Source organism: Thermogemmatispora onikobensis (assembly GCF_001748285.1).
Classification (GTDB): Bacteria; Chloroflexota; Ktedonobacteria; order Ktedonobacterales; family Ktedonobacteraceae; genus Thermogemmatispora; species Thermogemmatispora onikobensis.
The window spans coordinates 1-12,931 of sequence record NZ_BDGT01000087.1; the positions used below are offsets into that span (position 1 = coordinate 1).

The window sequence follows — 12,931 nt, forward strand, 5'->3', positions numbered from 1 at the left end:
ACGGAAGAGGCGTCTTCCCTCATGACAAAGGGCAATCCCCAGACGGGCCCGCTGATGAGCTGGCAGACGAGTAATCTCCTGGCCGGCAAAGAGGATGCGACCTTCGCTGACGGGTACCAGGCCGCTGATGGCCTGGGTCAGGGTCGTTTTGCCGGCTCCGTTGGCTCCCACTACCGCCACAACCTCCCCTGTCCCAACGCTGAAATCCAGCGAGCGCAGAGCGCGCAGCTTACCGTAGTCGACGCTCAGGTGCTGCACGTCGAGCAGCGGCGGTGGGGAAGGCCGCACCGCCGCCGTCGACATAGCTCGGGCAGAAGGGAGAGCATATCTGCTGTCGCTCTCGCTCGCTTCGGCCACTGTTGCCGCAGGCTCGCTCATGCTCATGGTCTGGTGAGCTGGCGCCCCCTCCCCCTGCTCGCTGCCCAGGTAGACGGCGATGACCTCGGGATGGCGAGCGATTTCATCAGGGGTCCCTTCGGCGATTTTGCGCCCCCAGTCCAGCACGATGACGCGGTGAGCCAGGGCCCGCACGACGGCCTGAACGTGCTCGACGAGAATAATGGTGACACCACGGGCATGGATGGAGGCAATGAGCCGGGTGATCTCTTCGATCTCCTGACCCACCAGGCCAGCGGCCACCTCGTCGAGCAGGAGCAGCCGCGGTTTGAGCGCCAGAGCACGAGCCAGCTCCAGGCGCTTGAGGTCGAGCAGGGCCAGGGAGCCAGCCTGGCGATCTTTGCGGTCGAGCAGGCCGCAGAGGTGCAGGATCTCCTCGGCGTCATCGCTGAGGCGCCTCCGGCCCGGGTCCTCGTTTCGCCGGGCGTGGACGGGAATCAAGACGTTTTGCAACACGGTCATGCGCCCAAAGGGGCGGGGGATCTGATGGGCGCGCCCAATGCCAAGACGGGCAATGGCATGCGCGGGCAGCTGATCCAGACGCTGCCCGGCAAAGAGGATCTCCCCCTCGCTGACACGCTGAGCCCCAGAAATGAGGCTCAGGAGGGTGCTTTTGCCCGCTCCATTGGGTCCAATGACGCCGAGCAGCTCACCGCTGCGCACTTCAAAGCTGATATCGTTGAGGGCCGTGACTCCCCCGAAGCGCCTGGTCACATGACGCAGCACCAGCAGCGGGGCCTCGTCGGCCTGCTGTGGGCCTCCTCCCACAGTGGAAGCTGCTTGCATCATGCCCCTCCCTCTCTTTTTGGCTTGTTTGCTGTCTGAATGGTAGCTTGCTCGCTCGTTGGCCTGATCGCGATGATCTGTCAGCGCTGGCCGGCGAGTCAGCCGCTGCTCACTCAGGTTGGCCCGGTCCGCTTCGTGCCTGTCGTAGGTCGCTGCCGCCCGTTGTTGCTCCCTGGCTCTTGTCTTGCTCTGGCCCCGGCTAGAACGCGCTGGCCCCGCCATCGACGGCGAAGTCGGCCCCCGTAACCCACGAGGCTTCGTCGGAGGCCAGGTAGATGGCGCAGAGCACTACGTCCTCGGGTGTACCGACCCGTTTGAGCATCAACTTGCGCATGATGCCGTCGAGGGCGCCCGAGTTGATCGCCCATTCGGTTTGTGGCGTGCGTATGAGGGCCGGCGAAATGGTGTTGGCGCGGATGCCGTATTTGCCTCCCTCGGCGGCTAGCTGGCGCGTCATGGCAATGACAGCGCCTTTGCTGGCGGCGTGGGCCAGGCCGGGAACGTCCTCGCTGCCAAATTTGGCGGAGACGGAGCCAACATTTATGATGGAGCCGCCGCCGCGGGCTACGAGGTGCGGCCAGGCGGCCTTACACATGTAGTAGACGGTATCGAGCTCGCTGCGCAGAGTATCCTGCCACATGCGCGTCGTCATCTGTTCGATCGGCGCGATCCAGGCCGTGCCCGCGTTGTTGTAGAGGATGTCGAAACCGCCGTAGGTCTTGACGGCCAGCTCCACTACTCCCTGAGCCTGCTCGGGATCGCTGAGGTCGCAGGGCTGCAACGAGACCATCTCTCCGCCGGCCTCGCGTACAAGGCGCACGGTCTCCTCGGCCCCGGCGACGTTGAGGTCGCAGCCGACAATTTTGCAGCCCTCGGCGGCAAAGCGCAGGGCCGCAACGCGCCCCTGGCCGCTAGCTGTTCCTGTAATGATGGCTACCTTTCCTTGGAGTCGCCCGCTCATCGTTGTGCTCTTCCTCCCAGGCACATGCTCACTCGTTGGCGCTCGCTGGCTTCGTCCCCGCTCCTGACCCCGTCGGCCAGCGGGCCAGCAGGCAGCTAGCTTCACCGACGGCAGCAGGTGGGCCGGCGCCGGCAGACAGGCCGGGGAAGCGGCTCGCCTGCCCTGAGCCAGACCTTCGCTGACCGCAGCTGGCAGCCTGACCCTCGCTGCCGGTCGACTTCTCTGGCTGGCCTGTGACCTGCCTGTGACTTTGTCTTTCCTGCAGTGTAGGGGAGGCGTAGGAGAAAATCACTACCACTCGCTTCCGTTTTTCCTTTCCGGTCGCTTCCGGTTGAGGACGCCGCCCTACCGGAGCGACCGCCCGCGGGGGAGCTGCTGCTAGCTGAGCGGCAGATATGGCCCTTTGTCAGACGGCGCCGCTCAGCCTCGCCCGGGCAGGTGACGGCGACAGGGCCATGATACGGGGAGCGTCCCCTCCCCAGTGAGCCATCGGGAAGCGAGCGGAAGAGAAAGTCGGAAGCAAGTGGTAGTGATTTCCGGGGTCAGGCCAGCTACACTGCATGACTGAGGGCAGACAAGAAAGCCTGGGCCGACGTGCACACCTCTCCCCTTCCCCTGGTGCGGGCTTACTCCTCTCCCCGCATGGGAGAAGCTGGTAAGAGGGAGGAAGGTCGCGCATTGCCGGCGGGCCCCGTCTGCCCCAGCCAGCCCCTGCCGGGCACGCATAAACAAGTAAACAAGTAAGCAAGTATATACGCACAAGAACGCCTATAGGGTGAGAAGTCGAGAGGAGAGCACGCCATCATGAGCGGACAGTATTTCTGGAGGGTAGCCGTGAGGGCCGTTTGCCAGGCGAGCAGGCGCCCAGAAAGGCGGTGGGTATGAGCGAGCAGAACAGCTGGAACGGGGGCCGCACCCCGGAGAGGCTGCAGGGCCGTCTTTTTTGGCGAGGGGAGAGCGGCTACGAAGAGGCTCGCTGCGGGCGCATCTTCAACGGACGCCGTCCTGAGCGCTATCCCGCCGCCATCTTGCTAGCCACCAGCGAAGATGACGTCGTGGCCGGGGTTCGTCTGGCGCGCGCGCACGGCCTGAAGGTCTCTGTGCGCGCCGGCGGCCACAGCTGGGCCGCCTGGAGCCTGCGCGACGAGGCCCTGCTGATCGACCTGGGCGGCCTGCGTCAGATCGAGCTGGACCGCGAGGCTGGCATTGTGCGCGTCAGTCCAGCGGTCACAGGTAGCGAGCTGAACGGCCTGCTGACGCAGCAGGGTCTGATGTTTCCCGGGGGTCATTGTCCCGATGTTGGCCTGGGCGGCTTCCTGCTCCAGGGCGGCATGGGCTGGAATTGCCGCGGCTGGGGCTGGGCCTGTCAGCGCATTGAGGCCATCGACGCCGTGACCGCCGACGGCGAGCTGGTTCACGCTGACGCAGAGCATCACCCCGACCTGCTTTGGGCAGCGCGCGGCGCCGGCCCGGGCTTCTTTGCCATTGTCACGCGCTTCTATCTGCGGGTGCGCCCCCTGCCCGGCGCCTTGACGCGCAGCAGCTTCTTCTATCCTGCCGCCCTCTTTGATGAGGTCATGGGTTGGCTCTACGAGGAGCATCCACGGCTGGCCCCCAGCGTTGAAGTGGTTGCCGTGGGCATGGGCGGCGGTGGCGAGCTGACGAGCCAGGCCACGCCGACGCCGGTCCTGCTGCTTCAGGGGCTGAGCTTCGCCGAGACGCCCGCCGAGGCGCGCGAGGCCCTGGCCCCTTTCGAGCGCTGTCCCGTGCGCGAGCGCGCCTTACAGGAGCAGGTTCTGGTCCCCACGACCCTGGCCGAGGAATACGCCGAGCAGCGGCGTGCCAATCCCAAGGAGCACCGCTACGCCGTCGACAACGCCTGGCTCAATGCGCCAGCGACAACAGCCATTCCGGCCCTGCGGGAGGCTTTTGTCAGTCTGCCAACGGCGCAATCGTTTTCGCTGTGGTTCGGCATGGCCCCGCTCCACCCGCTGCCAGATATGGCCCTCTCGCTGCAGGCCGATGTCTATTTCGCCAGCTACGTGGTCTGGCAGCAGCCCGAGGATGACGCCCGCTGCCGCCGCTGGCTGGCCGAGCAGATGCGCCGCATCGAGCCGTTCAGCGAGGGCCTCTTTCTGGCCGATTCGGATTTTACCACGCGCCCGGCCCGCTTTATGGACGAGCAGCACTGGCAGCGCTTGCAGGCCGTGCGCGCCCGCTACGACCCCACGGGCCTCTTCCACTCCTATCTGATCCATCCCGAGACCCCCATCAACGTCAATCCCTGGAGCCAGCCCTGAGCCTGGGCAACGCAATGCCCACACCATTTAACCCCTTGCTCCACCCGAGCTGGCTGGTCTGGTCATGGTTCCCTTGGGCAATCCGTCCCTCTCCCTCTCCCAGGCCCGACCAGCCCACTCCTCTCTTCTTCTGCTGCCCAGCTGTTCCGTCAGGCGAGCAGGGTGGGGAGCGCTTTCCAGCAACGGCGAGCGGACGGCGTGGCGCTGCCAGGAAAGGAAGGCGAGCAGCCCACGTGGAGCGGGCTGGCCTCCTGGTGCAGCCGTTCGCCGTCCGCTGAGGACCAGAAGGGGAAAGGGAGTCTACAGCTCGTCAGTTCGGCAGCTCGCTCGGAGCCAATCAGGTCAGGTCAGGTCAAGACGTGCGGGCAGCAGATCAGCGTGACCGCTCAAGAGCTGCTGGCGCTCCTGCGGGGCCAGCGCTGCCCCAAAGAGGGCCGTGGGGGCGCGCGTGCCCATATCGAAAGGCAGGTCGGTCCCGAGGACCACGCGCTCCGCTCCCAGCAGCGTCACCAGGTAACGCAGGGGCTCGGCCCCATGCACCAGGGAATCGACATAGAGGCGTCGCAACAGGTCGAGCGGCGTCTGGCGCAAATGGGCTAGCTCGGGCCGGACCCGGGCCCCATGCTGCCAGCGTCCCACCACAAAGGGAGCTACCCCTCCGCCGTGGGCCGCCACGAAGCGGATCTGAGGATAGCGCTCCACCACGCCGCCGAAGAGCAGCGAAGCCAGAGCAAAGGCCGTCTCCGCTGGATTCCCCAGCAGGTTACGCAGGTAGTAGCGCGTCAGACGCTCGGCGCCCAGGACCTCCAAGGGGTGAATGAGAACCAGGGCCTGGCGAGCGTCCAGGGCTTGCCAGACCGGCTCTAGCTCGGGCGCATCCAGATTCCAGGCATTGACGCGCGTCAGAATCTCGATCCCCGCCAGATGAAGCTGATCCATCAGATAGGCGATCTCTTCAGCGGCCCGCTCCGGGTCCTGCAGCGGGGCCAGGCCCAGGCCGTGGAAGGAGCGGGGGTAGCGACGCACGACCGCGGCCAGGGCCTCGTTCTGCTCGCGCAGGAGGGGAGCCGCCTCCGAGCCCGCTAACTCGTAGAAGGCCATGAAGGGCGGGGGCGACAGCACCTGCAGATCGACGCCCGTTGTCGCCAGCAGCTCCAGACGGGCATCAAGATCGTAGAAATCTTCGGGGCGGCAGGCGCTGCCCAGCGGGATGCCGCCGGTCTCCAGGATCGCCTCCTGGCCTTCCCCTCGCCAGCGGGACCCCAGGATGCGCCCGTCTGGCGCGCGAGCATGCATCTGGAGATGCTCACGAGCCAGATAATGAGCATGGAAATCGATAATCATACAGCCTCTGTCTGCTGTCAATCTCTGCAGGATGGTTCCAGCTAGCCTGAGCGCTGATCAGGCTGGCCCCACCGCCGCGGGCCCAGTGGCCGGATCGGTGTCGGTGGGCGCCTCGTCACTCAGATGGGAGTGGCGGCAATCTCGAACGAGCGGCGCGTCAGGCCCTCCACATCGGCATCGGGCGTCTGATCGCGCTCCCACTGGCTCAGCTGTGACGAAATCTCGACCAGGGCCTTGCAGCGCTCGTAGCGCCGCTGCATGAAGCGCTCCAGAGCCTGTGGCAGCGGGTCGCCGCTCGCCACCTCCTCAGCCAGGACGATCGCATCCTCGATCGCCATCGCCGCCCCCTGGGCCACGTGGGCCGTCATCGCATGGGCCGCATCGCCGATCAGCAGCACGCGCCCACGATACCAGGGCGAGGGCAGCAGCAGCGTCTCGAAAGGTCGATAGATCACCTCCGACTCATCGCTAATGTAGCGATCGCGCACCAGAGCCACCGGCCCACCGAAAGGAGCGAGCCGCTCGCGATAGGCCGCCGGCAGGCACTCACGTGGGAAGCGCGGCGGTGGCCCCGGAGGAGGCGTCTCCACCAGCAGGATGTACATCAAGTCGGGAGCCAGCGGGATGAAGCCGGCCTTGCCATAGGGGCCACCCTCGAAGAGCCAGCCCGTCGTCACGTCGGGCAGGCGCGGCACATTGCAGCGCCAGCAGACCTGGCCCACATAGGTCGGCTGGTACTCGGAGCCGAAAATCAGACGGCGCACCAGCGACTTCAGGCCGTCAGCTCCCACCACCAGGTCGTAGCTGGCAAAGGAGCCGTCGGAGAAGGTCACCGAGACCTCGCTCTCGGACTGCGCCAGGGTCGCTACCGTCAGGCCCAAACGAATGGTCGCGCCAGACTGCCGCACGGCATCCTGGAGAATGGCGTGCAGACGAGAGCGCGTGAGGCCGTTTCCTGGGGGATAGCGCGGCCCCGCAATCTGAGGCTGGGGCACCTCGAAGAGAAAGGTTCCCTCGCGGTCGTAGAAGCGAACACCCCCCATCGGGTGCCCGGCAGCAATGCACTTTTCGGCCAGGCCAATGCGGTCGAGGGCTCGCAGAGCATTACCTTGCTGGATGATCCCCACCCCATAGACGGACCACTGGGGATTAAGCTCGACGACCTCGACTTCACAGCCGATCTGGCGCAGCGCCACTGCCGCCGTCAGGCCGGCGATGCCGCCGCCGACAATCAATATCTTCTGCGCGCTTTTGTCCATCGTAGGACACTCCATCTTTCGCTGAGGATTCTCCTACCGTCCATGCAGGCCGCTTAGCCTCGCCCGCGCTGACGGAAAGGATTGACCAGATCGGGATCGATCTGCCTGCCCCCAGTGGCCGCCGGCTCGGGGAAGGAGCCGCCCGGCGCCAGCGGGAAGGACTCCGTCATCGAGTCGGGCATGGCGGCGTTGCGGTACATGGTGTTCGATCCCTGCGAAGGCACCCAGCGCACCGGCTCCCAGTCCGGAATGTAGTTGCGATAGCCGCCTGAGTTCAGCTCGATACGCATGCCGCCCGGCTCGCGGAAGTAGAGATAGTATTGCTCGCCCATGCCGTGCTGGCCGGGGCCATACTCCATGCTCAGCCCGGCTTCCAGCAGGATGTCGGTGGCCCGCAGCAGGTCCTTGATCTCTGGGAGGAAGAAAGCCACGTGGTTGACACGGCCCGGGATACCCGAGAAGTCGGCCACAAAGCCGAGATCGTGCGACTTCTCATTGGTGGTGATCTGCGTGAAGACGACGATGTCCGGCATCTCGTCAGGAACGGTATATTCCATGAAGCGGAAGCCGAGGGTATCGCAGTACCAGCGGGTGTCTTGCATGACATCGAGCGAGGCCACGGTGACGTGGTCGAGCTGGCGGGGGGCCACGCCGCGCCCGGTGAAGCGCTGCGGGCGAGCGGGATAGGTTGAACGCAGCTCGGGCGGCGCGCTGTAGCGATCTACCTCCCAGAAGACTTCATTGAGGTGGCCGCCAGGACCACGGAAGCGATAGGCTGGGCCATGCCCCGGGCCCCGCTCGATCCACTGGCCTTGCTGGCCAGCCGCTTCGATCTCCTTGACGGCTTGCGCTAGCTCGTCCGGCCCCCAGGTGCGCCAGCCGATGTGGCCCAGGGCCGGCTGCTCACCGCTGGTGAGCACCAGGCTGTGGTGGTAGAACTCTCCCCAGCAGCGCAGGTAGCAGGAGTCCCCGACACGCTCGCTCAGCTCCATCCCCATCACCTCCGTGAAGAAGCGCAGGGAGTCCTCCAACGCAGGGGTCACGATCTCTACATGGGCCAGGTGGGCAAGCAGGTGTTTGCTCATGGTCTCGTTCTCTCCTCATTGGGTGGTCGATAGCACCAACAGCGGTAGCAGCAGGGGCAGCAGCACGAGGTCCGGCGCGGCCTTGCCCCTCGCCCCAGGTAGCAGCGCCGCCTCGATCGGCGCCTGCCTGTCGCTGCCGCCAACGGCAGAGCTGGCCCCAATTAGCAGCCAGACAAGCAAACGAGCAGGAGAGGACGCCGCTCTTGATTGACGCTCAGCCAGTTCTGTGCTACCATAACAGCCAGGACGCTGCAGAGTGCCCGTCATGCCTCTCACAACGCTGTGAAAGAGCCTGCCTCTCCGCTTGCAAACGACGGGCATCGCACCTGGCGCCTCGTCTGACCGAAGGCTGTGTCTGGTAGAGCGATCTGTTCGTTCCTCCCCTCCGTTCGCCAGACTCGCTCACAGTGTAGCGAAAGGCGGGGGAAAGATCACTACCACTCGCTTCCGCTTTTCTCTTTCCGGTTGCTTCCGGTGAGGGAAAGCACCCGCTGCGCTCTGTCCACAAGAGGATACTGAAAGATGGAAGGACATCGAGTTGGGAGCACGACGCCGTGGGCTATCACCGTCGGTATAAGCTCAAAGATGACCGCTTCGGTCTGCTGGCACTCACGTTGCGCGAGAAAGCCGGCCTGACACAGGCAGAGATCGCAACCATGCTCGGAGTGTCGGAGCGCACGATCCGTCACTGGGAGGGCGGCACGGCCTTCCCTACGAGCGAGAATCTGAAGAAGCTCATTGAGATCTACTGGCATTACGGCGCTTTCCATGAGGAGCACGCGCGCGACGAGGCCCGTACGCTCTGGCATCAGGCTGCCGAGAGCGCGGCCCGGCGTTCGATCCCCTTCGATGAGCTTTGGTTTGAGGAGCTGCTTCAGACTCAGCGTCGCGCGCCCGCTCATCTCCGCCCCTCTTCTTCTGTCTTTGCCCCAGCTTCAACCCCTTCTGAAGAGTCGGCCACTGTCTCCACTGGACCACTCCCGGCTCCGCCCGCACGCTCGGCCCCCGCTTCTCAGATGACGACCGAGGCACACGCTGAGTGGGGTGAGGCCCCAGACGCTTCGGCGTTCTATGGCCGACAGCAGGAGCTGGCCACCCTGGAGCGCTGGCTCCTCTCCGACCATTGCCGCCTGGTCGTTCTCCTCGGCATGGGTGGCATCGGCAAGACCACCCTGGCGGTACGCTTTGCTCAACAGGTGGCGCCTCGCTTCGAGTTTGTCCTCTGGCGCTCGCTGCGCAACGCTCCCCCGCTTGATGAGCTGCTCGCCGATTGCATTCAAGCCCTGACTCAGCAGCAGGGCCTGGCGCTGCCGTCCCAGCTTGAAGGACGCATAACTTTGCTGCTCGATCTGCTGCGCAAACGACGCTGCCTGCTGGTCTTTGATAACATGGAGACCTTGCTGCAGCCCGGCAGCTTCGAGGGACGCTATCGCGAAGGTTACGAGAGCTATGGCCGCCTGCTGCGCCAGGTGGCGGAGTGCACTCATCAGAGCTGCCTGCTGGTGACCAGCCGCGAGCTGCCCGGCGAGCTAGAGCCGCTGGAGGGACCGCTCTCGCCGGTGCGCGTTCTGAAGCTGTTCGGGTTGGAGCGTGAGGCTATTCAGCAGTTGCTGGAGGAGCGCCGCCTCTCGGGCACGCCACACGCCTGGGATGAGCTGGTGGGCCACTATGGCGGCAACCCTCTGGCGCTGAAGATCGCCGCCGCTACGGTGCAGGAGGTCTTTGGCGGCCAGATCGAGGCATTCTTGCGCGAGGGGCCGATGCTGCTCCACACCGTGCGCCAGCTTCTCGATTACCAGTTCGAGCGCCTCTCACCTCTGGAGCGCGACCTGATGTACTGGCTGGCCATCGAGCGCGAGATGGTCCCCCTGGAGGAACTGAGCCAGGACTTGCTGGGAGCGGTCTCGCGACGCGAGCTGCTGGCCGCGCTTAAGTCCCTGCGCTGGCGCTGCCTGGTGGAGCGCGCCGAGCAGGGGGCGATTTTCACCCTGCAGCCGGTGGTGATGGAGTATGTCAGCGAGCGGCTGGTCGAGGAGGTCTGTAACGAGATCCTGCAGGAGCGTCCGCGGCTCTTGCTTTCACACGCGCTGATGAAGGCCAACAGCCAGGACTATATCCGTGAGAGTCAGGTTCGTATGCTGCTGCAGCCGCTGCTGGAGTGCCTGCTCTCCTCTTGCGGCGACGAGGAGCGGGTGGAGGAGCGGCTGATGGCTCTGGCGGGCAGCCTGCGCGGTCTGCCCTACACGGCCCAGGGCTATGGAGGTGGCAATCTGGTCAATCTAGTGGCCACGCTCAATGGCCATGTGCGCGACAAGGATTTTTCTGGCCTGGCCGTGCGGCAGGCTTATCTGCAGGGCATAGAGGCCCAGCGGGCCAGTTTCGCCTCCGCCTGGTTGAGTGACTCACTCTTCACGGAGCCGGTCGAGAGCATCGCCTCGCTGACCCTCAGCCCCGACGGGCACCTGCTGGCTGTGGGTAGCTTCAGCGGGCAGATTCGCCTCTGGCATCTGACCGAAGGGCGCCCGCTCTTGACGCTGCGCGGCCACAGTCGCATGGCCTGGGCCCTGGCCTTTAGCCCCGATGGGCGTCTGCTCGCCAGTGGCGGCTATGACCGCAACCTGAAGCTCTGGCATGTGAGCGGCGAGGAGCGCGGGCAATGTTTTCGCCTCTTCCAGGGCCATGAGAAATGGGTGCGGGCCGTGGCCTTTAGTCCTGATGGGCGCCTGCTCGCCAGCAGCGGCATGGATCAGACGATTCGTCTGTGGGAGATCGAGACAGGTCGCTGCCTGAAGGTGCTCTACGGCCACATCGGACCCGTCTGGGATCTGGCTTTCAGCCCCGATGGTCGCTTCCTGGTCAGCAGCGGCAATGATGAAACGGTACGCCTCTGGGAGGTTCAGTCGGGTGCCTGCGTGCGCATCCTGCGCGGCCACAGCGGCGATATCATGGCGGTCGCCTTCCATCCCCAGGGCGAGCTGTTCGCCAGCGGTGGCGAAGACGGCCTGGTCAATCTCTGGGACATGGCCAGCGGGCGCCTCCTGGCCACGCTGCGCCTGCATACAACGCGCGCGGCCACCATCGCCTTCAACCCCGAGGGCACATTGCTGGCCAGTGGCTGCGACGATGGGGCGGTCGAGATCTGGCGACTGAATGGTGAAGCTCAGCGACTGCGTATTCTGCACGGACACTCTACCTTTGTGAGCGCGGTGGCCTTCGGTCCCGCCGGCCTGCTGCTCAGCGTCTCCTACAGCGGCAAAGTCAAGCTCTGGGATGTGGAGAGCGGCAAGTGCCTGCGCACCTTGCAGGGCCACAGCAGCGTGGCCCGCTCGATGGCCTTTAGCCCTGACGGGCGCTACCTGGTCCACGGCGACGATAACGGGCTTCTCCGCCTCTGGCTCCTGGAGCCCGGCGGCCAGGCCCGCTGCCTGCGCGCTTTCCAGGGCCATGCCGGCCCGATCTGGTCGATTCTCTTCCGCGACAGCCAGACCTTCATCAGCAGCGGCGACGACCAGGCGATCCGTCTCTGGTCCCTGAGCGAGCAGGAGCAGGAAGGGGCAACACACTGCCTGCAAACCTGGCATGGCCACAGTGCCGTCATCTGGTCCCTGGCGCTCGCTCCCGACGGTCAGCTGCTCGCCAGCGGGAGCCACGATCGCACCGTCCAGCTTTGGGACCTGAGCCGCGAGGGCCAGGCCGCTTGCCTGAAGACCCTCCACGGCCATAGCTCGATGGTCTGGTCGCTGGCCTTCAACCCCGATAGCAGCATACTCGCTAGCGGCGACAACGACGGCGAGATCAAGCTGTGGGAAGTCGCCAGTGGGCGCTGTCTGCGGACGCTCCAGGGAGAGGCCAGCCCTATTGGCGCCCTGACCTTCAGCACCGATGGCCGCTTTCTATTGAGCAGCAGCAACGACGGCAGCCTCAGTCTCTGGGAAGTAAGTAGCGGCTACCGCTGCCAGCGCTGGCCCGGCCAGGGGGCGCTCACCTGGTTTCGGGCGATCGCCTTTAGTCCCGACGCACGCCTGCTGGCCAGCGGTGATGAGCATAGCCTGCGCCTGGGCCAGATCGACGGCTTGAGCTACCATCTCTGCGAGCAGACCTTTGCCCGCCACCGGGGCCAGGTCTGGTCGGTGACCTTCAGCGCCGACGGCGAGCTGCTGGCCAGCGGCGACGACGACGGCGTGATTTTCGTCTCCCAGGCCAAAACCGGGGCCTGCCTCTATGTTCTGCGGAGCGAGCGCCCCTATGAGGGGATGAGCATTCGCCATGTGCGTGGCCTCAGCGAGGCCCAAAAGGCCTCGCTCAAAGCCCTGGGCGCCTGCGAAGGAGGCGGCGAGGCGACGCCACCCACTCCTCCCTCAAGCTAAGAGCCTGCGCTCGCTAGCGGCTCCTCCTTCTTTGTCCTTTCCTTGCCTTCCTCATGCAAGGCAGCCACTGTGGCTGAGCAGGTCTCTCTTCTCCACCTGCGTCGCAGGAGCATGGCGGCACCGGCCAGGGGACCGGAAGCAACCGGAAAAGCGAAAACGGAAGTGAACGGTAGTGAACTCCGACCACGGTCCAGCTACACTGAGGAGCAGAGTGGAGGAACAGATGGCCGGTGCTCTGTGGCCTGGGCCCGGGCCCGCGCTGCTTGCGGGTCACCGTCGCCGTCGGTGGCGCTTCTGCCGCTCCCGCTCCCCTGGAGTGGTCCCGTGCCGCGTGGCTCCTGGGCGCCTCTCCCCCGTTCGCCAGCGCGCCAGGCGCCTGCGTTGCGGGCAGCGCCCCCTCGGCGACTGGGCACAGCACAGAGCACCAGTCGAC

8 protein-coding genes and 1 pseudogene are annotated in these 12,931 nt (G+C 65.5%); 3 read left to right on the plus strand and 6 right to left on the minus strand.

The window, feature by feature from the left end; genetic code table 11:
* Both BGC09_RS21380 and BGC09_RS21385 read right to left on the minus strand, forming a co-directional pair.
* Positions 1-1,185: ATP-binding cassette domain-containing protein (locus BGC09_RS21380; protein ID WP_069806234.1), on the minus strand; the 1,185-nt coding region annotated here is incomplete at its 3' end.
* 196 nt (positions 1,186-1,381) lie between these two features.
* Complete coding sequence (locus BGC09_RS21385; protein ID WP_069806235.1) at positions 1,382-2,143, minus strand: SDR family NAD(P)-dependent oxidoreductase; 762 nt, start codon at positions 2,141-2,143, stop codon at positions 1,382-1,384.
* Between the two features lie 881 nt (positions 2,144-3,024).
* Here BGC09_RS21385 and BGC09_RS21390 point away from each other — a divergent pair.
* On the plus strand, positions 3,025-4,443 hold the full coding sequence (locus BGC09_RS21390; RefSeq protein WP_084659222.1) for an FAD-binding oxidoreductase: 1,419 nt from the start codon (positions 3,025-3,027) through the stop codon (positions 4,441-4,443).
* 342 nt (positions 4,444-4,785) lie between these two features.
* Here the strand turns inward: BGC09_RS21390 and BGC09_RS21395 are convergent, their stop codons facing one another.
* The 3 genes from BGC09_RS21395 to BGC09_RS21405 all read right to left on the minus strand — a co-directional run bounded on the left by BGC09_RS21395 (position 4,786) and on the right by BGC09_RS21405 (position 8,131).
* Positions 4,786-5,787 (minus strand): amidohydrolase family protein, encoded by a 1,002-nt coding sequence (locus BGC09_RS21395; protein ID WP_069806236.1) that lies wholly within the window; start codon positions 5,785-5,787, stop codon positions 4,786-4,788.
* A 119-nt stretch (positions 5,788-5,906) separates the two neighbouring features.
* Positions 5,907-7,046, minus strand: coding sequence for an FAD-dependent oxidoreductase (locus BGC09_RS21400; protein WP_069806237.1), 1,140 nt, complete (start codon positions 7,044-7,046; stop codon positions 5,907-5,909).
* 53 nt (positions 7,047-7,099) lie between these two features.
* The gene (locus BGC09_RS21405) at positions 7,100-8,131 is read right to left on the minus strand and encodes a VOC family protein (protein WP_069806238.1); all 1,032 of its coding nucleotides are present in this window, start codon (positions 8,129-8,131) and stop codon (positions 7,100-7,102) included.
* On the opposite strand from BGC09_RS21405, the gene BGC09_RS22680 reads away from it, so the two are divergent.
* Positions 8,130-8,342, plus strand: coding sequence for a hypothetical protein (locus BGC09_RS22680; protein ID WP_141727907.1), 213 nt, complete (start codon positions 8,130-8,132; stop codon positions 8,340-8,342). The genes BGC09_RS21405 and BGC09_RS22680 overlap by 2 nt on opposite strands.
* Before the next feature lie 343 nt (positions 8,343-8,685).
* Entirely contained in the window at positions 8,686-12,498 is a 3,813-nt protein-coding gene (locus BGC09_RS21415) for a WD40 domain-containing protein (protein ID WP_069806240.1), read from the plus strand.
* Positions 12,499-12,692: 194 nt separating this feature from the next.
* Here BGC09_RS21415 and BGC09_RS23175 read toward each other — a convergent pair.
* Positions 12,693-12,931: pseudogene (locus BGC09_RS23175) on the minus strand (hypothetical protein); the annotation flags it as partial.